This window comes from Neobacillus sp. SuZ13, assembly GCF_030123365.1.
Taxonomy (GTDB): domain Bacteria; phylum Bacillota; class Bacilli; order Bacillales; family Cytobacillaceae; genus Neobacillus.
This window is the reverse complement of the sequence record NZ_CP126107.1, coordinates 1,033,843-1,054,860: the sequence shown is the minus strand read 5'-3', so window position 1 is coordinate 1,054,860 and position 21,018 is coordinate 1,033,843. Positions and strand designations below refer to the sequence as shown.

The following is a 21,018-nucleotide window of genomic DNA, read 5'->3' as shown; positions in this document are numbered from 1 at the left end:
TAAACCATTATTTTATGTTTTCTGCTTCCGGTATTAGCTGTTTCCATTCTTCATAGGAAATGATTGTATCCCAGTGCCCAGTTATTTTTGCAATCGTAATAACTAAGAAGAATAACACGAAGAAGGTAACTGGAACAAACCATTTATTAACGTTCTTCCGGGCAACCGTCATGTTTAGCGTATCTTTCACAGGACATGCCTCTACACAGGACATACATGCTGAACAATTAAGGGAATTTACGGTCTCAACCTTGTGTACTTTTAATCTTTGCGGACAAACCTTGGTACACATTTCGCAGTTTGTACACGTATCTTCATTTCTCTCAATCTTCGTAATTCTAAAGATACTGCCTAGTCCAATCAGTGCACCGTAGGGACACAAGAAGCGGCACCAAAAGTTTCTAAAAAATAAGGACAAGATGAAGATAACAATGATAAACTTCAAGGCAAAGCCGCCAAGATTGATAAATAAAAGGAGCATTTTTACATCAGATACCTTATTATACGGTTCCTCAAGAAAACTTTTCGCCGTAAACACAGGCATTTGTACAACCATAAGAACAAAAAATAACATCAATAAGTATTTTATTGGTGTTAGTATCCAGGCCAGCCATCGCGGGATTTCAAAATTCCTCTTAAATATTTTCCTGCCCAGCAACGCTATCAACTCACCAACTGTTCCTACTGGACAAATCCAACTGCAGAATGATTTACGCAAAATGATACCCGCACCTACAAAAAATGCAAGTAAAACGAGACCGGCTGGATGAATGACATCAAATTCGCCACTCGTAAGCCATACTTTTAAGGCGACCAAGCTGCTGATTGGCAAGAATCCTTCAACTGCAGAAGGCCGGTTAACAAAAGGGGATTTTCCGAGTGTTTCAAAATGCAAATAAAATTGGTAAAACTGCAGACCGACATATAATAAAAACAACAGAAACAAGCCCTGAACGGTATATCTTGTAATTTGGACAGGTTTACGTTTCAACTGTTTCTGATACCAAGCTTTTGATTTCATAAGGTTTCCTCCCATCTTACTACCTCAACTATAATGAACTTAAAAAACATGGCATGTGATAAAAGTCATTGAGAATATTGAGTTCATAAAGAATTCACATAACCATTCATAAAATGTTAAATAAGCTTTTTTGGGGAAGATAACCTCATGAAATAAAGCCAGGAGAACGTATCCTCCTGGCCTTGTATTATTTTTCTACTTCAAATAAGATATTATTTTGTTTCCTAGCTTCTTCGGTAATTTGGAGTACGATTTCGCTCCAGACCTTCAATTGCTTATATTCTTGGTCATTTTTCGTCTCAATAATTTTAGCAATGTTAACACATTCATACACCATGTTTTGTTCTTCTAGAGTGACACTCATGGTTTCTCTCTCTTTTCCACGGTTGTCCACGAAGGTAATAGTTGAAATCGGGGCCGCATCTTCAAGGATAAAGGTTCCCTTTTCTCCGTGAATCTCACACGGTAATTCGGAATGAGAAATTTTTGAACAAAGGATCGTACAAATAAAATCATCATACGTTAACACCAAGGTTCCACTTCCATCCACACCGCTGCGGAGAACAACAGGATGATAGTTGACTTGCTTAGGTGCACCAAACAATCCGACAGCTAAATAAAGCGGATAGACACCTAAATCAACAAGCGCACCGCCAGAATATTGCGCTGAGAAAATATTAGGCTCCTCCCCTTGTAAAAATAAATCATAGCGAGAAGAATATTGGATATAAGGCAATATGGTACTACGTAGCTTCCCAGCCCGTTGTAGGTTGTCTTTCAGGATTTTAAAATTTGGGGTATGGATATTACGAATCGCTTCAAATAGATATACGCCATTTTCCTCCGCTGTCTGATAGGCTGTATGTAACTCTGCGCTCGTTGAAAAAATCGGCTTTTCACAGATAACATGTTTCTTATTTTTCAAAAATGTAAGTGTTTGTTCAAAATGGACAGAATTCGGTGATGCAATATATACCGCTTGTATTTCTGAACTCTTTGCCAACTCCTCTAGATCAGTAAAAAAATAGGGAGCGTTATATGTATCCGCTAATTGTTTCGCTTTATCCTCAGTTCTGGAATAGACACTTGTTAATTGCAAATGACCGCTGAGCTCGGCTGCTTTGATAAAGGATTCTGTAATCCATCCTGTTCCAACTGTTCCAAAGGTAATCATATTAATTCCCCTTCCTATATTTCTTTTAGAAACCATTGTAGTCTTTTTCGACGCGACTTGCCAATTCCAGAGCCTATAAAAAAGAAACAAATATTCCATTTCACGTGTGTTTTATACATGAATTGTTGGGAACAATGGAAAAATATCCGTATTTATGTTATTTATAATGTAGAGTTAAGAATGAAAGAGGTTGAAAAGGGTGGACAATAACACATCTAATTTTATTAAAGATATCATGATAAAAGATCTTGAAGCTGGAAAGCACACTAAAATCGTCACTCGGTTCCCTCCGGAGCCTAACGGTTATTTACATATTGGACATGCAAAATCGATTGTCATCAACTTCGGCTTAGCGGATGAGTTTAACGGGTTAACAAATTTACGCTTTGACGATACCAATCCGTTAAAAGAAGATATCGAATATGTAAACTCAATCAAAGAAGATGTAAAGTGGTTAGGTTTTGAATGGGATAACTTATTATTTGCTTCCAATTATTTTGAAGAAATGTATAAACGTGCGGTTTTATTGATCAAAAAAGGATTAGCCTATGTTGATGACTTATCAGCTGACGAAATCCGCCAGTACCGCGGGACACTAACGGAACCTGGAAAGGATAGTCCTTACCGGACCCGTTCGATTGAGGAGAACCTTGAGTTATTTGGAAAGATGCGGGACGGTGTCTATGAAAACGGCCAAAAGGTCCTTCGAGCGAAAATTGATATGTCATCACCGAATATAAACTTACGTGACCCTGTTATCTACCGGATTGCCCATGCAACCCATCATAATACTGGTGACAAATGGTGCATTTATCCAATGTATGCTTTTGCTCATCCACTTGAAGATGCCATTGAAGGTATCACCCATTCCATTTGTACGATTGAGTTTGAAGACCAACGTCCTCTTTATAATTGGGTTGTCGAACAATGTGAAATGGAGAGCACGCCGCAGCAAATAGAATTTGGCCGCTTAAATGTAACGAATACTGTCATGAGTAAACGTAAGTTGAAACAATTAGTAGACGAAGGATTTGTGGATGGCTGGGATGATCCTCGTATGCCCACCATTTCTGGGATGAGAAGAAAAGGATTCACGCCAGAATCGATTGTTTCGTTTGTCCGAGAAACTGGCATTCACAAAGGTTCTGGAGCAGTTGATTCACAAATGCTCGAACACTTCGTCCGTGAGGATCTAAAATTAAAAGCACCACGAACAATGGGTGTCATCGATCCTTTAAAGGTGGTTATTACGAATTATCCAGAAGGACAAATTGAATTGCTAGATGCTGAAATCAATCCAGAGAATCCAGAAATGGGCACGAGAAAAATTCCATTCTCACGGGAAATTTATATTGAACAAGATGACTTTATGGAAGAGCCGCCTAAAAAGTATTTCCGTCTGTTCCCTGGTAATGAGGTCCGTCTAAAAAATGCCTATTTCATTAAATGTGAAGAAGTGGTTAAGGATTCAAATGGTAAAGTTGTCGAACTGCGCTGCACTTACGACCCAGAGACAAAAAGCGGTACAGGGTTTACGGGTAGAAAAGTGAAGGGAACGATTCATTGGGTGGAAGCAGCCCATGCCGTTCCTGCTGAATTCCGCCTTTACGAACCACTGATTTTAGACGAAACAGACGATAACAGCAGTCCAGAAAAGACATTCTTAGACAATGTTAATCCAAATTCTATTCAGGTGTTACAAGGCTTTGTCGAGCCTAACATGAAGGAAAGCAGACCGCAAGAGAAATTCCAATTCTTTAGACATGGATACTTTAACGTCGATCCTAAACATACAACAGTAGATAAATTAGTATTTAATCGAATCGTATCTTTAAAAAGTTCATTTAAAATATAAAAGCGGAAGCGCCCGTTTAGCGCACGACAGGGCTGGAGCGCTCCGAACGAGATAAAGGAAACACGAAGAGCGTAGCGCATTCGTGCTTGACTTATCGAAGGAGGAGAGCGAAGCACACTAGTCGCTGGGCGCTGGAGCTAGATAGTTATCATCGTAAAAAGTTACTATATAAATACTTAAAGAACCAGGCATAAACACCGCCTGGTTCTTTGCTATTCCACGATAGAATTAGGGACTTCTAAGATCAGTTTAGTCCCCTTCCCAGGTGAAGAGCTGATTAATAACTCTCCACCCACCGAACGTGCACGCTCATCCATACTAAACAAACCAACACCAAAGGTTTGATTCTTCACATCAAACCCCTTTCCTTTATCCTCAATCATAACACGAACTACATCTTCAATTTCTCTTACAGTGACCGTGGCTTCATTAACTTCGGCATATTTGCGAATATTCGTGAGTGCCTCCTGAATAATCCTGTAAATCGTTAGTTCAATGCTAATGTCTAAGCGCCGGTTTAACACGCATTCAAAATACACATCAATATTGTAATGGTCTGAGTAACGGGATAGAAACGATCGAATAGCTGGCACTAGTCCTAAATCATCAAGTACGGAAGGCCGAAGTTCCCATGAAATCTCACGGATTTCTTCAATCAATTCGGTTGCTTCGGTTTGCATCTGTTGCAAAAGAGGATGGTCCATTTCGGCTAAGAGACGATTAATAGTAATTAAATGACTATACAGGTTTTGTCCAATTCCATCGTGTAAATTACGTGACAAGCGTTTTCGTTCCTCTTCTTGAACATTAATGATAGTAGTCATCATTTTTTGAAGCTCTCGTTCGACTCGTTTTCGTTCAGTAATTTCATAACGAATCGCTAAGTATTGATACGGTTTTCCCTTTTCATTTAAAAAAGGAACAATCGTTGTATCCATCCAATAAAGAGTCCCATCTTTTGCCCTATTGCAGATTTCACCTTTCCAAACCTTACCGGAACCGATTGTTTTCCACATTTTTCGAAAAAATTCTTTTGAATGGTACTGGGAATTGATAATTCGATGATCTTCCCCAAGGAGTTCCTCCCTGGAGTATTTCGAGATATGACAAAATTGATCATTCACATATGTAATCGTGCCCCGAGAATCGGTGATGGCTACTATCGAAGATTCATCAAGCGCAAACTTTATATCTACTAATTCCTGCATTGACTTTTTTAATTCTAACTCAAGGTTTGCGAATTTTGCAGGCTGGTCCATTTCCTTGTCCATTTGCTCCTCCCTGCATCTATCGAAGTATCTGTTCCGTCAATATTTTTTCTAAGTCTTGAGCGGCTTTCTTTACATACTGCCGATCAGTTTCTGTGTACGTCTTGATTTTCCGATTACCAATAAGTAATACCCCTTTAGGGACACTATGAAAAAATAAAGGGACAGCATAAGTCGAAACAAGTTTTTCAGCAAGCATAATTGGATGGTCCGTAACTTTTCCGATAATTCCGTTTGGAAAATCTGTAAGCATCATCGGACTTCCGCTTGAGATTATTTTTCCTGCGATGCCTTTTCCGAAACGGACAGTTATTCTTTTGTACTTTTCATTTAAATTGCCAGCAGCATAATGCCACTTAACATCTGGACCCACTTCATTTTGCAGCGCCAGAGCAACAAATTCGCAATCAACCACAGTCAACAGACTGTCGCAAACCTCCATTACTGCAGGACATTCCTTAATCTCTTTCATTCAAGAATTTCTCCTTAAATACCATAACCCAATAACCCTTTTCTTACGGCATATTCCACCAATTCAGGTCTGGTTTTCATCTGTAGTTTCTCCATCAACTTACCTTTATGGGTTTCGACGGTTTTAACACTAAGCACTAGTTGTTCTGCGATTTCCTTATTGGAATAACCTTTAGCAATAAGTGTTAGCACTTCTTTTTCCCGATCAGATAAAAGATTGTACGTATCATTCCCATCTTGTTTTACGCTGCTTAAATATTCTTCCATCAATCGCTTCTGTGCAGAGGGATGTAAATAGGCATCTCCGACAGCAACTGATTCGATGGCTGACATTAATTCAGCATGTGGAGCACTTTTTAAGATACAGCCAGATGCTCCCCCTTGAATGGCACGAAAAAGGTACTCCTCATCATCATGCATCGTTAGGATTAATATATTCACTTGAGGCATTAACTTCTTCAATTCCATTGTAGCGGATAATCCGTCTTTTCCATGTGGCATGCTTAGATCCATGACCACAACATCAGGTTTTAACTTTAACGCTTGTTTAATTCCTTCATTTCCTTCCGATGCTTCACCAATTACCTCCATTTCTGGATTTGTGTTTAACAGCATTTTAAGCCCCATTCTAACCACAGCATGGTCATCAACCAAAAGGATTTTTATCACTCTTAACTCTCCTTTAATCCCGGTTTAACGGAAGAGATATTTCTATGGACGTTCCTTCCCCTATTTTAGAGGAAATCTTGCATTGACCGCCAGTCAGAAGCATTCGTTCTTTCATTGCAGCAAGCCCTGATAATGGATTAAGGTCATTGTATTCCTCTTGTTGAAATCCTTTGCCAAAATCATAAATGGTAATGGTCAATTCTTCCTCCATCCAAATAAAATGAACGGTTATGTTGGAAGTATCCGCATACTTGGCAATATTGGCAAGTGCCTCCTGGCAGACACGAAATACGGTAATACTATTTTTTTCAGGTATCCATTTTTCTTCACCCGTTGTTTCTAAATCTACTAGGATCCCAAACGTTGATGTATATAAGTTAATATAACTCCTCATGGCTGGAAGTAAACCAAGGGTTGTTAGTGTAGGCGGATGTAATTCAACAGATAGGTGCCTAATTTCTTGAATGGTCTTTTCAATCAACTGCGACATTTCGCGAACATAATGTTTCATGTGTGGTTCTTTGGCGCCTGAATCAATAAACTGTAAGCCAGTTAATATACTATATAGATTTTGTCCGACACCTTCATGAAGTTCTAGGGCAATCCGTTTGATCTCTTCTTCTTGGGAATGAATTATATAAGAGCAAATCTGCTGTTTTGAACTTAATTCATCCATATTGCCCCTCCAAAGTGTTATTTTTTAATATGGCTGTGTTAAACTAGTCTGTTGATTTCCGCTCCAATCAACAGGGTGTCAAAATCAACATTAACCTTTAACACGGCCTTTAATATAAAAAAGGCAGGTTCTTCTTAGAAAACCTGGACCTTTTTTATAGTATATGTTAATCCGCTTTCTGAATCAAAAGCCCTCCATTGCCTTTCTGACTCTTTTACTTGTGAAGTAATCGGTACGGCAAGAAAATAAAAATCATCAAAATAAAAACGAATGTGTGTCTCATCTGGACAAAACTGTACTTTTTTTATTACTTTCTTTACTGAAGGTGCTTGGTCGCTACCCTCAGCATCTTGAATGGCAACCTCAACTGGTACTCCAACAAACTGGCTTACATCTTCTAACTTAATGAGTTCCACAGCTGTTACATCCTCTCTTCACAGGATAGATGAACATCTTATATCCTTGCAGATACTCCCAAAACTTCTCACCAGCATGTTCTTCGATAAATTGAATCGTTTCATCTTCAGAACCCCAGTCACTCATTCCTTTTATTTCTGCAATAACCATCTCAGCCCCATCAAGGTTTTTTTCTTCAAGAAACCAATTTAGACGTTTTTTGGCAAACGTATTCTTTAACAACGTGTCGATTTCAACTGTAAAATCTCCTGCTAACGGACGGACAAAACAAAAATCAATATACGTCTCACTAGTCATTGACATTCACACCTTTTTTATAAATAAGGAATGCGATAGGAAATAAAATAACATTAATCACGGCGGCTGCGATCGTATTGGTATAATTTTCATAAAAATATTGATGAACCATATATTGAGTAAAGATAATGTTTAACATCAAAACTGCTAAAAGAAGGGCGACAGGCAGGTAACTACGCTTCATAACGTTTCACCCCCACGGCATAAACTGCACCGTTTTCTACTTTTACATATATTTCAGGAAGCGGACGTCGCGGCGGCCCTGCGATTGGCGCACCCGTTTCCACATCAAATTTTCCGTGATGGCAAGGACAAAGCATTTCTCCTTCATCTTTTTTCCAAAATACAGGACATCTTAAGTGGGTACATGCATTTTGGTAGGCTACATATTTATTTTCAGATAATCGGATTAGGATTGCACTGTCATGTTCACCAGGAAAGGCAAAGTCAACTGCATCCCCTACAGGCAAAGAATTAACATTAGTAATTTTTTGCATTGGATATTTTTTATCTCCCAATCCAGTTAATTCTTTTGCAGCTAATGCTCCCCAAGGAAGAGATGAAACAGCAAATACTCCTGCTGCTCCAACTAATGTTTTCATAAAGCCGCGCCGGTCAAGTTTTCTTTCATTGTTGCGGTTAATATTATGGGTATAATTATCTTCATTGAACGGGATTTTATTATTTTTTTCTGTCATGTTCATCCCTCCTAAAACAGTTTCGTGACGCCCTGCAGAATACCAGGCAGGTTCACTTTTACATTTGTTTCGCCTTCTAAATAAGGCATACTTGTAACCCATTTTCCGTTATCTAGGTTAAATTGCTTTTGTTTTGCTTCTATCTCTTCATCTGTCAGCCATTGTAATGTATTCGATGGGCATACGCTCGCACACATTGGCGGAATGCCGTCCTTTGTCCGGTCGATACAAAGATCACATTTGTACATTAAATTTTGCTCTGTATCAAACTTTGGTATTCCATATGGACACGCAATTGTACAGTTTTGGCAGCCAATACACTTTTCCACAAGAGCCGATAGCACGGCACCTGTTTCGTGGATTTGAATAGCTTGAGCTGGACAACTTCTAGCACATGCCGGATTTACACAGTGCAGGCACATAAGAGGCATGGTTTGACGGTTAACAAGCGGGTTCACATCGTAAACATAGTTACGGTTACGTTCTTCATGACCGCCACACTGTGTACAAGCCGCCAAACATGAACGGCACCCTATACAGTTTTCAAGTTCAAGATATAGCCTCTTTTTCATTTACTGCACCTTCTTCATTTCTAGTTTTTCAATCTGAGCGGCACACGCTTTAAATTCTGGCATCCGTGACATAGGGTCAAGCGCTGGAATGGTTAATAGATTAATAGATTTCTCGTGGCCAAAATGGTACGGAACAAATACGGTATCTTTTCGAATCGCTTCTGTGATTTTGACTTTATATTCAGCCTCTCCTCTACGTGTAAAGAGGCGGACAAATTCTTCATGTTCAATGCTATATTTTGCAGCTGTTTCTGGATGTACTTCCACATAAGGCTCTGGGCACATATCCCGTAAAAACTGAATGCGGCGAGTTTGATTTCCAGAAAGATAATGGTAGACGACACGTCCGGTTGTTAAGCGTAATGGATACTCCGTGCACGGCTCTTCAGCTGGCGGACGGTATGGCAAGGCACAAATTTTTGCTTTTCCATCTGGATGGTAGAATTTTTTATCTAAGAACATGTGAGGTGTTCCTGGATCATTTTCATCCTTACATGGCCAAAACACACCATCTTGCTTGTCGATTTTATCCCAAGTTGCTCCGTAATAGTCGGCATAACCGCCCTTAGATGCTAGACGGAATTCATCAGCCACATCTCTCGCCGTTTTCAAGTGGGAGAAATACTTGCCTCTGCCAAGGTACTCTGCTAACTCTGCTTGAATCTGCCAATCTGGCTTTGATTCACCAACTGGTTCTTGCGCTTTATTGATTTTAATAATCCGGCCTTCTAAATTGGTTACCGTTCCTTCATCCTCTGACCATGTAACGGTTGGAAGGATGACATCTGCAAATTCTGCAGATTCGGAAAGATAGAAGTCTGCACAAACCATAAAGTCTAAGCCTTTTAAAGCTTTGCGGACAAAGTTTAAGTTTGGTGCAGATACTGCTGGGTTTGAGCAGAGTAAATACAAACCTCTGATTGTCTTTTCCTCCATTAGTTCGAACATTTCATAGGCAGAAACACCAGGCTGCGGCATTTCTTCAGGTGTAATACCCCATACCTTACATACTTCTTCTACATGCTTCGGATTGGTAATTTTACGATAACCTGGAAGCAAATCAGATTTTTGACCATGCTCCCGTCCTCCTTGACCATTACCCTGCCCTGTAAATGTTGCTACTCCCGCTTTAGGGCGGCCAATTTTCCCTGTAACTAATGCCATATTCGTGTAGGCTGATACATTATCAACACCTTTATGCTGCTGTTCAATACCACGCGCAAACATGACAATGGCATTTGGTGCTTTTCCGTAAATTTCAGCGGCACGGATAATTTTTTCTGGAGCTACTCCAGTAAGTTCACTTGTATATTCTGGTGTAAATTCTTTCACCAATTCTTTTGTTTCTTCAAAGCCATTCGTATGATTATTAACGAATTCTTCATCTGCATAACCGTTTTGAATAAGTAAGTTTAGAATACCATTTGCTAAGGCAAGGTCTGTCCCAGGACGTAAATCCAAGTGAACATCCGCTCTTCTTGCAATCGGGGTTTCACGAGGGTCAGCTACAATTAAGTAACCTCCTCTCTCTTGGACAGCCCATACTCTGAACATTGAAGTTGGGTGACACTCAGCCGTATTACTTCCTGCAATGAACAAGCAATCTGTTTCATGGAGATCTGTCCACGGTAATGTGGAACCGCGGTCAACACCAAAAGAACGAAGAAATCCACCAGCTGCACTTGACATACAGAAGCGGCCGTTATAATCAATGTAGCGTGTTTGCAGGCCAACCCTGGCGAATTTCCCTGTCAAATAACACTTTTCATTTGTCATCGACACACCACTGAATACTGACAATGTATCTTTTCCGTAATTATTTTGAAGCTCTGCAAACTTTTTAGCAATTAAGCTGTAGGCTTCATCCCAACTGGCTTCACGAAAGCCTTCTTTTGTACCCTTAAGTGATGCATCATCGCGAATTAATGGTTTTAAAATTCGATCATCATGGTTGGTTTGCTGGTAAGCTGTAACCCCTTTAGGGCACATTTTTCCGACGTTTACCGGCCAGTCATACCGTGGTTCCACCCCGATGATTTTATTTGTTTTTGTATTTACACGCAGGTTCATTCCACATTGCATCCCACAGTAACTGCAATGAGTTTTTACAAGTGTTTCATTTGGATGACGAAGATTTTCTATTTCTTTAAAAAATTTATCCCTTTGCATTCTGGTTTGCCTCCTTGACCTTAACTTGATGTGTTGCGAAGCCTGAGAATCTTGAGATTCTATATTTTCTGCGACAAGGCAGACATAGTTCTGCAAGATTAAAACCATCCTGCATATTAAATTCCATTTCATTGACACATAAAACTTGAATGACATCATTCGATTGTTCCACTGATACAAAATGATCGCCGCATACTTTACATTCCTTCATATGCTGTTCTCCATAATGCTCACGGTAATTTCTTGCAAATACACTCATCGGACGGAATGGAATATGGGCAAGCTTTCCGAATGGCAAGTAAATGAGTGTCACAATAACTGAAAATTGATGAATCAGTGACATTTGCGGCTGCATCCAACCATGTAGGAATACGTTTTGGACCGTTAATAAAAGTCCAGTAACGGAAATAAACAATAATAGATACAGCGGTAAGAAATCGTACATAAACTTTTGTTCTGCTCTGGCTTGCATGTTTTTTAAGCGGCGGTTTAGAGCCATACATACTCCAGCTGTAACCATAATCGCTGCAATATTAAGTGCGTTATAGGATAACCAAGCGATGATTCCATCTGCTTTCACGTTCATTACATTCATTCCAAATAACACGATTGTATAGTAGCCATTGTCTTCCATCGTAAAATACATCCAACTGAACACGAGCGGGAAGGTTACCAAGCACGCAAGGACACAGCCCCAACCGATTAAAATGTGCTGCACCCAGCGGTACATCCCCCGATTACGAATAAAATCGTATATGGCTAAATGATTTACAGCCGTTTTAGGTGTACTTTTTCGAAATAATAACTTTAAGCCTTTTTTGATAAAAATTTTGGTAGGCGGTCTTTCTCCCCATGCAATAAAGCGGTAGAAAAATCCTCCGATAAATACAATGGTTCCTACCATATATCCATAAAGATTTAAGTCAACATGTGTAAACATTCTTGTACCGATAAACGTTAAAATCGCAAGTCCAACAACCGTCAGAAACATTGATTTAGCAAAGTGGGATGCAAACGCATCATTGACCGATCGCTCTTGTTTTTTAGTCATTGAAATATTGGCTTCCATTGGAGTTCCTCCTAAATAAAAATAACACTACCGTTTTTTCATACTCTCATTGTAAGAAAAACGGCAGTGTTATAAATATCAGGGAGTTCCCCCATTATGGGGGGAAAAAACCCCTAGAAATGTTATTTTAGACAAATGTCTGTCACATTTTGTTTATGGAGCTTATTTTTGAATGTATTTTTTTCGCCAAGAGTACAAAAGTAGCAGCAAGTAGATGGAAACTTGGAGCGAGAAGACGATTGCATCCCAGAAAGCAAGACTTGTTGGTCCCTTTGTATATCCTGGGAGTAGGTAGTTCCCTGCATCGATCACTTCAGGGATATAATAAATGGAAAATACAGCTATGGTTGCTGCAATCCCAAGCATGGTAAAGATGGAATAAATGATTATTGTAGTTTGTTCACCCGCAAAGACCACTTCTTCAAGTAATTTCATTTTAAAAATAGAAACCCTCTTTTTTATGGTCTGGAGTGCATTTTCCATCAAATTGTAACAGCCAGTTATATTTTCAAAGACATAATATAGATCCGTTTTCATGTATATACAGCATTGGAAAATAGTCCTCATTACGATATCAAAAACGGCAAGGCTCATTAAACCACTGGCTAGTTCTGGACCCTTTGGAAAAATTAGAAGGTATATTAGGGAAATAAAGAGGATGACTGTGTCAAAACAAAGGCCAGCCAAAAAAAGAATATTTCGCTCTTTTGGTGCTATTTTCCATACCGGTGACATATCTGTTTCTAGGACAACAAAAAACAAACGATGACCTACCTCCACTTTTGTCGGGAGATTCTGAGCTCTCATCGCCAACACATGACCAAACTCATGAATAAGCACAAGAAAAAATGTAAATGACAACCATAAAAAAACATTAACTACCATAGTTTCAAAAACAAATATATCCTCCCGCTGGGGAAATAAAGACGGATTTTTGATGAAAAGGATAAGATTTATGACAAATAAAATTACATACAAAGGGTAAGACACCCGATTAAAAAAGAATTTTCCTATCTTAGGGGAAATCCTCAAAAAACCAAGATGCCCCTTTTCTTGATGCTGCTTTTTAAGCTTAACACCATCAATTTCATCAATTAAATTCAGATCAAGAAGTTGGTTGGCAAATTTGATCAAGTCCACGTCTTCTTTTGGGTACTTTTCTTTAAGACGCCTTTCGATTTGACCTAATGTAACTCCGTCGTTCATCTGATTGATTGCATCAATACATACCTCAGGCATTTCATAGAACTCACCTGAAACCTTATCTTCAACTATATAATTTTTACTATCTTTATGAATGTAAACTTGTTCCAACAATAGACACGAATCGAGTGTAAGCCTCATAACAACACCCTATCTTTTATATAGTTTAAAAAAAAGAAGCTTAGCTTCCGCCAGCATCTTATCCTCCTAATCCAAAAAAGCCGCACCACCAACATGTAGTTTTTACTTTCTTCAGTTTACGGATTTTCATCCTTCCACCTCCTTCAGTAAAGCTTTTTCTTTGTTCCATGGATATTTTTGATGAAAGTTGACCCATGCAGGAAACACTTTGATAAAATTCTCTACCAACGATGGATCAAACTGTGAACCCTTTCCTTCAAGAATACGCTTATATGCCTCCTCCAATGGCATTGCTGCTCTGTACGATCTGGAAGATGTCATAGCATCAAATGCATCTGCAATTGATGTAACTCTTGCTAGTAAAGGAATTTCTTCTCCGGCTAATTGATCAGGATAGCCCTTTCCATCCCAGCGCTCGTGATGTGACCGGATGACAGATAGACTGTCCTTTATTCCGTGGACATTCTGCACTGCTTCAGCACCGACACTTGGATGTGACTTAATAATTTCAAATTCTTCTTCTGTTAATTTCCCAGGCTTCATTAATATGGAATCAGGAATATGCACTTTCCCAATATCATGCAATAAACAGGCATAATAAAATGATTTTTGTTCCTCGTTTGAAAACTTACCAATTTCCTTTGCTAAAATTGATGCATAACGGGCAACACGTTCGCTATGCCCCCTTGTATAAGGATCTTTTAGTTCTAGTGTCGCAATGACCCCTTTGACAATTCCTTCTAACTGTTTATCGTGGGCAGTACTAATCGTTTTGAAATATCCCTGAAAGCGAACTAATAAAAAGAAGGACAAAATCGTTAAGACAGCTACTAATATCCCTGGCAAAGCAACATATCCGTCCTTTAATATTATTCCAATCAGAATGTACTTTAAAATAGTACCCAGACTGACTATCCAAAAATATCTAGTATTTAAGAAAAGGGGTAATGTTAATATTAAAAACAATTCGACAATATTTCCACTAGTGTATGGTTTCTTTTCGCCATAAAAAGTTAAAATATCAACAACAAAAACAGTAAGAAGGTAGGTAATGCTAAATACATACTTTACCCAATATCCTTTATTTACTTTATATAAATAGTAAGAAATGGGAATCAATATAATTAATACAAAATAGGTTATATACCAAAAGTTGCTTGGTAGGCCACCCTTTTTATTATTTATAACTTTAAAAATGTAATAATAAAAATAGTCATAACCTATGAAAATGAGATAGAACAATGAAAGAAACCATTTCATTATCCGTTTTTCTTCATGTGGTATCATAAAATCCTCCAAGTGTATCTCACACATGATCCTTCCCGTTTTTCTTCTATATTTTTAAATTCGGGTCAGACAATCGTAGTTTGTAGATCTTACTGACTATATAAGCAATAAAATAACAAAAACTATTAATATCCCTTATTCCTCTACATTATATATCATTAGTAATACCCTTGTAACATGTTATTTTGAGGAATTTTGTATAATTGTAGAACTATTTAACTATTTGTAGGATCGGCAAAGATACAATTACTCGAGTCCCTTTATTGATCTTACTATCTATATTCAGTTCACCATTGTGATCCTTAATGATTTGATTTGTAACCATTAAACCTAAACCAGTTCCATCTGCTTTTGTCGTGAAAAATGGTTCACCAAGATTTAAGATGTTCTCATCTTTAATTCCACTACCCTCATCTTGAATAGAAACAACCATTTTCTGTTTTTCTATAACTTGAACACGGATTTCTATCCTGCCGCCATCTGGCATGGCTTCAATTGCATTTTTTATCAAATTGATAAACACTTGCTTTAGTTGCTTTTCATCACATTCGATAGGTGGTAATGGCCCTGCCATAATTGTCTCTACAGTGACTCCTTGTCTTTCCGCTTGCTGTTGCGTAATCGATAATGTATAGGCAACTACTTCTTCAATACTTGCTTTTTCAAAATTAATTACTCTTGGTTTACCAAGATACATCAGGTCATTAACAATTGTATTGATCCGGTCAATTTCCTGAATCATAATTGGATAATAATCATTGGTGTTTGGGTATCGTTCTTGCTGCAATTGTGTAAACCCCCGTAATGAAGATAAGGGATTTCGAATTTCATGACCTATAGCTGCAGCCATTTGACCAACTACAGCCAATTTTTCTTTATGTCGTAGTTCTTCATAGACTTTCGTCAAGGTTTGAATATATGAATGAAACCGAACTAATAAAATATAGGCGATCAAAGATAAGATAATATATATAACAGTTGGAACTAAAACGTTTAAATCCCGCAGAATTACTCCCAACAAAATTTCTTTCCCAATCATCCCAAGTGAAACAACCCAGAAATAATTTTTATTTACAAAAATTGGGCAGAATAGAAGAAATAATACCTCAACAATATTCCCCGAACCGAATGAGGCTGTTGATCCTAAATAGGTCATTAAGCTATCAACCATATCAATTCCAATATATCCTATAATATAGATGTATTTTACTACGTAAGGATTCCCCTTTTTAATAAAATAGATAGAAAGTGGCAGCATACAGAAAATTAAAATGTATAACCATACACCCAAACCAACTTCATCTGTATCAAAAATACTTACTTGCTTATTTATTTTCGGCCTTATCCAATAATAAAAAATATCAAACGAATAATACAATAAATTAAACAACCATAAAAATAGAATACTTGCCTTCTTTTCTTCAAAAATGAGCTTAGTAGTCTGGAAGCCTTCTTTCATGTAGTTTCTCCTTATATATGTTCACGTGAAAAGTTGTTATAAAAATCATGCTCTTATTTTATCATCTTTCTTTCGCTTAAAAGACATCATTTTGGTAAAACCGATGAATTCCGACATATTTCGATACATCAAGCACAAAAAAACGAGCTTACCTGAGGTAAGCTCGCCCTATTTTTTTATTTCCCAATCAGCTAGCTTTTTTCACTTGGCTAACGGTCTTATTCAAGGTTGAATGTTTACGTCCATATCCAAAATAAACGAATAATCCAATCACTAGCCACACTCCAAAACTAATCCACGTTGTTTTTGGTAACTGAAGCGCTAAGTATCCACAGAATACAAAGGCTAGAATCGGAATATATGGTACAAACGGAACCTTAAATCCAGTTTTAGGTGCTTGATTATTTTTACGAAGATATATAATTCCTACTGCCACTGTCATGAAGGCGAATAATGTTCCGATATTTGTTAGTTCGGCCAGTTTATTTAATGGGACTAATCCTGCAAAAATCGAAACTAGTAAACAAGTAATCCATGAATTCACTAATGGTGTCTGCTTTTTCTTATCAACCTTTGAAAAAACTTTTGGCAATAATCCATCACGGCTGATTGCGTAAAATAAACGAGATTGTCCATAAAGAATTACTAATAATACGGTGGTAATCCCTACAATCGCACCAAGGGAGATTAACCCTGCTAACCAATCCTGATGAATGTAATTAAGAGCAAATGCGACAGGGTTTTTCACGCCTAACTCTTGGTAAGGAACAATACCCGTTAAAATGGCGGATACGATAATATATAACACGGTACAAACTAGTAAAGATGCAATAATCCCAATTGGCATATTCTTTTGCGGATTTTTTACTTCTTCTGCTGCAGTTGATACAGCATCAAATCCGATATAAGCAAAGAATACTGTTGCTGCACCAGCTGTCACACCTGAGAAACCAAATGGCATAAACGGTGTCCAGTTAGAAGGCTTGACATACCAAGCACCTACAGCGATAAATGCTACAACCACGGCTAATTTAATAATTACCATAATTGTATTAAAGCGAGCGGATTTCTTTACACCCTGAGTTAATAGCAACGTAATGATTAGTACGATAAGGATGGCAGGAACATCAATAAATGTGCCGTTTGCTGGATCATACGCACTTGTTAGAGCTTTAGGAAAATGAATACCAAAACCCGCGAGAAGTCCTTGGAAATACCCTGACCATCCGCTTGCAACAGCAGATGAGGCCAATCCGTATTCTAAAATTAAATCCCAGCCTAAGATCCACGCAATAATCTCGCCAAAAGTTGCGTAACTGTACGTATACGCACTTCCTGATACTGGAACAGCAGACGCAAATTCTGCATAGCAAAGGGCGGCAAATACACAGGCTAATCCTGATAAAATAAAGGATAAAATAAGTGCAGGTCCTGCATGTTCAGCTGCAGCAACCCCTGTAACTACAAAAATTCCTGTTCCTATAATAGCCCCAATTCCGAGCATGGATAAATCAAATGCACCTAAATCTTTCTTTAAGACTACATCTTTTTGTCCTGCTTCTTGAACGAGGGCCTGAATTGACTTTTTCCTAAATAAATTCATCGGCTAAACCTCCATTATTTATGTCGGAATGTTCTGAAAAAACGCTCCGCATAAAATTGTATATCGAAATAATATATTCATTTTCTTAAAAAAGCAATATATTTTGAAAAATATAAATGTTTGAAAATAATCCCATGGAAAATATAGCGTTTACTTTTTCCGTTTTTAATACCCAGGAAAGATACTGACTATATAAATATAATAGTTATATTTTATGTTCAATTTGTTTCGTTTTAATTAAGCACAAAAAACCGATGATTTCGAAATCATCGGTTTCATTTTGTTTAAGCAATCTTACTTTCCAGCTTGACTCGAGGTGAATTCCACATACTAATCCATTTCTTAATAGCTGTAATCATAATAATCATACCTAATAATAACATAATGATAGACAATACCCCATTCAAGACACTATAACCAGCAGCTGCCTGATTGAGATAAACGTTTTTCACCATCCAATATCCTGCATAGTTTACAGTAACAAAGAGATAAGCTAGCGGTATCAAACAGGTTAGCATGTAACGGCGTTTGTCTGCCATACTCAGAATCACTGTCGCACCAACAATTAGTCCAATCGATGCCATTAGTTGATTGGAAACACCAAACAATGCCCAAACAGAACCAATATCCCCAGAGAAGAGCAGGTATCCCCACATAAAACATGCTAATGCACTTGCAAAAATAGATCCCGGAATCCAATCTGTCTTCTTCAGTGGCTTATAGAATTCCCCGAAAAAGTCTTGGATTAAATAACGAGCAACACGAGTTCCTGAGTCGATGGCAGTTAGAATAAATACCGCTTCGAACATAATAACAAACTGGAAGAAGTATGATGATAGTTTTGCAAACCATGGAATGCCAGTGAAGATATAGGTCATACCTACCGCTAATGTTACGGCACCACCTGTCCTGCCCTCAAGATTAATCCCAATTTCATCAGCAAGTTTCGGCAGTTCCTGTACCTGCATACCAAGTGTCTTAAAAACTTCAGGTGTAGAGTTAATGGCAAAGTAATCTGCCGGCTGAAGGGCTGTTGCCGCAATCAATGCCATAATACCAACCACACACTCTACTAGCATCGCGCCAAAACCAACAACCTTAATATCAGACCAACGATCAAGCATTTTTGGTGTAGTTCCCGAACCTACGAAAGCATGGAAACCAGAGATCGCACCACAAGCAATTGTGATTGAGATAAACGGCCAAACAGGTCCACCCAGAACTGGGCCTCCGCCTGATGTAAATTTTGTGAAAGCAGGCATCTCAATTGCGGGATTAATAATAAATACCCCGATGATGAGGGCAATAAATACACCAATTTTCATAAAGCTGCTTAAGTAATCACGTGGTGCTAGTAATAGCCATACTGGTAATGCCGCTGCAAAAAACGCATAAATCGGTAGAATAATAGCTAATGTTTTTGTATCTAATGTCAGCCAATCACCTAATACCGTACCTTGAATGGACGGACCAACAAATACGCCAACCATTACGAGAATAAATCCGACTGTGGATGTTAATTTTAAGTTGCCAGTTTTTTTATAAGCAATTCCTACCAACATCGCAATTGGAATTGTAATTCCCACTGAGAAAGTTCCCCATGGATTGTGTTCAAGTGCATGAAGAACAACCATAGAAAGACCCGCCATCGTGATGGTAATAATGAAAAGCATTGCAAGACCCGTACAAAAACCCGCAACAGGCCCTAGCTCGTCTTTCGCAACTTCTGATAAGGATTTTCCTTTTTTCCGCATTGATGCAAATAGGACAACTGCATCATGGACTGCTCCGCCAATCACTGCCCCAATTAAGAGCCATAATAAACCAGGCAAGTATCCAAATTGTGCTGCAAGGATGGGACCGACAAGTGGTCCTGCTGCAGCGATGGCGGCAAAGTGATGACCAAATGTTACCCATTTATTGGTTGGAACATAGTCCTTACCATCATTTAATTCATGTGCCGGTGTCGGCTTTGAATCATCTAATTTTAATACCTTCGCTGCCATGAATGTTCCGTATAAGCGATAAGCAATCATTAAAATACAAATTGAGCCGATTACAATTGAAACCGCATTCATTTAATTTCATCCTCCTACATCCTTTTTCTCTTATCACTATCATACCGAAAGAAAGCGTTAACATAAGGTTTTCATCCTAAAATGCAAGTTTTAAAGGATGAAAAACAAGAATAATAGAATGAAATGCAAAAACAGCTTCTTAAAAACCAAGAAGCTGCTTTAACTCTTTTGTATAGGTTCTGCTTACAGGAACCTTTTCTCCATCCTTCATAATTAAGTTGTAGGTAGAATTAAACCATGGCTCAATCTCGACAATCGCATCGACATTAACTAAATAGGCGCGGTGGACACGAATGATGGGTGAATGCTGCAACTTTCTTTCGAAAGTGACAAGCGAATCACTGACAGAGTACTTTGTATTCTCGATTGCAATGACTGTTTTCCCCTCATTTGTACCAATATAGTGTATGTCACTAATGTTTACGATTACAATTTTTTCATCAATTGTGATAGCGAGCTTTTCTGGCCTTTCGTTTCCAAATTTATGTCTCTGATTTAATAAAGGAATTGCTTGTTTGTGATTTTCTATTAGCTTATACAACTTCTCAATCGTTTGTAAGACTCTCTTTTCTTCAAAAGGTTTTAAGATATAGTCAACAGCATTTAATTCAAAAGCTTGGAGGGCATATTCGTCAAATGCCGTCGCAAAGACAATGAATGGAGGATGATCAAGTCTATTTATATGTGCCGCAATTTCGATACCACTTTCATCAGCGAGCTGGATATCTAAAAAAATCACATCTAGGTCGAGGTTACTTATCTTTTCTAACGCGCTTTCAACACAATCCGATTCCCCTACGATCTCAATCTGTTTGCTTCGTTTGAGAAGATAGGCCAATTCATCTCTTGCTAACGGTTCATCATCCACAACAAAGGCCTTTAACAACATCC

General features: G+C 38.3%; 20 protein-coding genes. 1 reads left to right on the top strand and 19 read right to left on the bottom strand.

What is annotated here, in order from left to right:
• Nucleotides 1-7 precede the first annotated feature (7 nt).
• Both QNH17_RS05010 and QNH17_RS05005 read right to left on the bottom strand, forming a co-directional pair.
• Nucleotides 8-1,021 (bottom strand): 4Fe-4S binding protein, encoded by a 1,014-nt coding sequence (locus QNH17_RS05010; protein ID WP_283877697.1) that lies wholly within the window; start codon nucleotides 1,019-1,021, stop codon nucleotides 8-10.
• 187 nt (nucleotides 1,022-1,208) lie between these two features.
• The gene (locus QNH17_RS05005; protein WP_283879434.1) at nucleotides 1,209-2,192 is read right to left on the bottom strand and encodes a Gfo/Idh/MocA family protein; all 984 of its coding nucleotides are present in this window, start codon (nucleotides 2,190-2,192) and stop codon (nucleotides 1,209-1,211) included.
• 202 nt (nucleotides 2,193-2,394) lie between these two features.
• Here QNH17_RS05005 and QNH17_RS05000 point away from each other — a divergent pair, with 202 nt between their 5' ends.
• On the top strand, nucleotides 2,395-4,050 hold the full coding sequence (locus QNH17_RS05000; protein ID WP_283877696.1) for a glutamine--tRNA ligase/YqeY domain fusion protein: 1,656 nt from the start codon (nucleotides 2,395-2,397) through the stop codon (nucleotides 4,048-4,050).
• A gap of 212 nt (nucleotides 4,051-4,262) precedes the next feature.
• Here QNH17_RS05000 and QNH17_RS04995 read toward each other — a convergent pair whose 3' ends face one another.
• The 17 genes from QNH17_RS04995 to QNH17_RS04915 form a co-directional block, all read right to left on the bottom strand.
• Nucleotides 4,263-5,321 (bottom strand): PAS domain-containing sensor histidine kinase, encoded by a 1,059-nt coding sequence (locus QNH17_RS04995; protein ID WP_283877695.1) that lies wholly within the window; start codon nucleotides 5,319-5,321, stop codon nucleotides 4,263-4,265.
• 16 nt (nucleotides 5,322-5,337) lie between these two features.
• A complete protein-coding gene (locus QNH17_RS04990; RefSeq protein WP_283877694.1) occupies nucleotides 5,338-5,790 on the bottom strand; it encodes a GAF domain-containing protein in 453 nt (150 codons plus the stop codon).
• Nucleotides 5,791-5,804: 14 nt separating this feature from the next.
• Complete coding sequence (locus QNH17_RS04985) at nucleotides 5,805-6,458, bottom strand: response regulator (RefSeq protein WP_098575731.1); 654 nt, start codon at nucleotides 6,456-6,458, stop codon at nucleotides 5,805-5,807.
• 13 nt (nucleotides 6,459-6,471) lie between these two features.
• A complete protein-coding gene (locus QNH17_RS04980) occupies nucleotides 6,472-7,134 on the bottom strand; it encodes a sensor histidine kinase (protein WP_283877692.1) in 663 nt (220 codons plus the stop codon).
• Nucleotides 7,135-7,268: 134 nt separating this feature from the next.
• Nucleotides 7,269-7,550, bottom strand: coding sequence for a hypothetical protein (locus QNH17_RS04975; protein ID WP_283877691.1), 282 nt, complete (start codon nucleotides 7,548-7,550; stop codon nucleotides 7,269-7,271).
• Nucleotides 7,537-7,848: a hypothetical protein gene (locus tag QNH17_RS04970; protein WP_283877690.1), complete on the bottom strand. Its 312-nt coding sequence runs from the start codon at nucleotides 7,846-7,848 to the stop codon at nucleotides 7,537-7,539. The genes QNH17_RS04975 and QNH17_RS04970 overlap by 14 nt, the downstream gene beginning before the upstream one ends.
• Nucleotides 7,841-8,032 carry a hypothetical protein gene (locus QNH17_RS04965; protein WP_283877689.1) on the bottom strand — a complete coding sequence of 64 codons (192 nt, stop codon included), beginning with the start codon at nucleotides 8,030-8,032 and terminating at the stop codon, nucleotides 7,841-7,843. Before QNH17_RS04965 ends, QNH17_RS04970 begins: the two co-directional genes overlap by 8 nt.
• Entirely contained in the window at nucleotides 8,022-8,546 is a 525-nt protein-coding gene (locus QNH17_RS04960; RefSeq protein WP_283877688.1) for a Rieske 2Fe-2S domain-containing protein, read from the bottom strand. Before QNH17_RS04960 ends, QNH17_RS04965 begins: the two co-directional genes overlap by 11 nt.
• Before the next feature lie 11 nt (nucleotides 8,547-8,557).
• On the bottom strand, nucleotides 8,558-9,118 hold the full coding sequence (locus tag QNH17_RS04955; RefSeq protein WP_007086371.1) for a 4Fe-4S dicluster domain-containing protein: 561 nt from the start codon (nucleotides 9,116-9,118) through the stop codon (nucleotides 8,558-8,560).
• Entirely contained in the window at nucleotides 9,119-11,287 is a 2,169-nt protein-coding gene (locus QNH17_RS04950; protein ID WP_283877687.1) for a molybdopterin oxidoreductase family protein, read from the bottom strand.
• A complete protein-coding gene (locus tag QNH17_RS04945; protein WP_283877686.1) occupies nucleotides 11,274-12,356 on the bottom strand; it encodes a hypothetical protein in 1,083 nt (360 codons plus the stop codon). Before QNH17_RS04945 ends, QNH17_RS04950 begins: the two co-directional genes overlap by 14 nt.
• Nucleotides 12,357-12,518: 162 nt before the next feature.
• Nucleotides 12,519-13,700 (bottom strand): hypothetical protein, encoded by a 1,182-nt coding sequence (locus QNH17_RS04940; protein WP_283877685.1) that lies wholly within the window; start codon nucleotides 13,698-13,700, stop codon nucleotides 12,519-12,521.
• Between the two features lie 126 nt (nucleotides 13,701-13,826).
• Nucleotides 13,827-14,987 carry an HD-GYP domain-containing protein gene (locus QNH17_RS04935; protein ID WP_283877684.1) on the bottom strand — a complete coding sequence of 387 codons (1,161 nt, stop codon included), beginning with the start codon at nucleotides 14,985-14,987 and terminating at the stop codon, nucleotides 13,827-13,829.
• A 211-nt stretch (nucleotides 14,988-15,198) separates the two neighbouring features.
• On the bottom strand, nucleotides 15,199-16,446 hold the full coding sequence (locus QNH17_RS04930; protein ID WP_283877683.1) for an ATP-binding protein: 1,248 nt from the start codon (nucleotides 16,444-16,446) through the stop codon (nucleotides 15,199-15,201).
• A 187-nt stretch (nucleotides 16,447-16,633) separates the two neighbouring features.
• Complete coding sequence (gene bcaP, locus QNH17_RS04925) at nucleotides 16,634-18,049, bottom strand: branched-chain amino acid transporter BcaP (protein WP_283877682.1); 1,416 nt, start codon at nucleotides 18,047-18,049, stop codon at nucleotides 16,634-16,636.
• A gap of 284 nt (nucleotides 18,050-18,333) precedes the next feature.
• On the bottom strand, nucleotides 18,334-20,127 hold the full coding sequence (gene cstA / locus QNH17_RS04920) for a carbon starvation protein CstA (RefSeq protein ID WP_283877681.1): 1,794 nt from the start codon (nucleotides 20,125-20,127) through the stop codon (nucleotides 18,334-18,336).
• Between the two features lie 139 nt (nucleotides 20,128-20,266).
• The gene (locus QNH17_RS04915; protein WP_283877680.1) at nucleotides 20,267-21,013 is read right to left on the bottom strand and encodes a LytR/AlgR family response regulator transcription factor; all 747 of its coding nucleotides are present in this window, start codon (nucleotides 21,011-21,013) and stop codon (nucleotides 20,267-20,269) included.
• Nucleotides 21,014-21,018: the final 5 nt, after the last annotated feature.

What these genes read in the sequence shown, in the direction of transcription:
- QNH17_RS05010 (WP_283877697.1), bottom strand. Translation starts at nt 1,021, where the DNA reads ATGAAATCAAAAGCTTGGTATCAGAAACAGTTGAAACGTAAACCTGTC.
- QNH17_RS04995 (WP_283877695.1), bottom strand. Translation starts at nt 5,321, where the DNA reads ATGGACAAGGAAATGGACCAGCCTGCAAAATTCGCAAACCTTGAGTTA.
- QNH17_RS04990 (WP_283877694.1), bottom strand. Translation starts at nt 5,790, where the DNA reads ATGAAAGAGATTAAGGAATGTCCTGCAGTAATGGAGGTTTGCGACAGT.
- QNH17_RS04980 (WP_283877692.1), bottom strand. Translation starts at nt 7,134, where the DNA reads ATGGATGAATTAAGTTCAAAACAGCAGATTTGCTCTTATATAATTCAT.
- QNH17_RS04970 (WP_283877690.1), bottom strand. Translation starts at nt 7,848, where the DNA reads ATGACTAGTGAGACGTATATTGATTTTTGTTTTGTCCGTCCGTTAGCA.
- QNH17_RS04965 (WP_283877689.1), bottom strand. Translation starts at nt 8,032, where the DNA reads ATGAAGCGTAGTTACCTGCCTGTCGCCCTTCTTTTAGCAGTTTTGATG.
- QNH17_RS04960 (WP_283877688.1), bottom strand. Translation starts at nt 8,546, where the DNA reads ATGACAGAAAAAAATAATAAAATCCCGTTCAATGAAGATAATTATACC.
- QNH17_RS04955 (WP_007086371.1), bottom strand. Translation starts at nt 9,118, where the DNA reads ATGAAAAAGAGGCTATATCTTGAACTTGAAAACTGTATAGGGTGCCGT.
- QNH17_RS04950 (WP_283877687.1), bottom strand. Translation starts at nt 11,287, where the DNA reads ATGCAAAGGGATAAATTTTTTAAAGAAATAGAAAATCTTCGTCATCCA.
- QNH17_RS04945 (WP_283877686.1), bottom strand. Translation starts at nt 12,356, where the DNA reads ATGGAAGCCAATATTTCAATGACTAAAAAACAAGAGCGATCGGTCAAT.
- QNH17_RS04940 (WP_283877685.1), bottom strand. Translation starts at nt 13,700, where the DNA reads ATGAGGCTTACACTCGATTCGTGTCTATTGTTGGAACAAGTTTACATT.
- QNH17_RS04935 (WP_283877684.1), bottom strand. Translation starts at nt 14,987, where the DNA reads ATGATACCACATGAAGAAAAACGGATAATGAAATGGTTTCTTTCATTG.
- QNH17_RS04930 (WP_283877683.1), bottom strand. Translation starts at nt 16,446, where the DNA reads ATGAAAGAAGGCTTCCAGACTACTAAGCTCATTTTTGAAGAAAAGAAG.
- bcaP (WP_283877682.1), bottom strand. Translation starts at nt 18,049, where the DNA reads ATGAATTTATTTAGGAAAAAGTCAATTCAGGCCCTCGTTCAAGAAGCA.
- cstA (WP_283877681.1), bottom strand. Translation starts at nt 20,127, where the DNA reads ATGAATGCGGTTTCAATTGTAATCGGCTCAATTTGTATTTTAATGATT.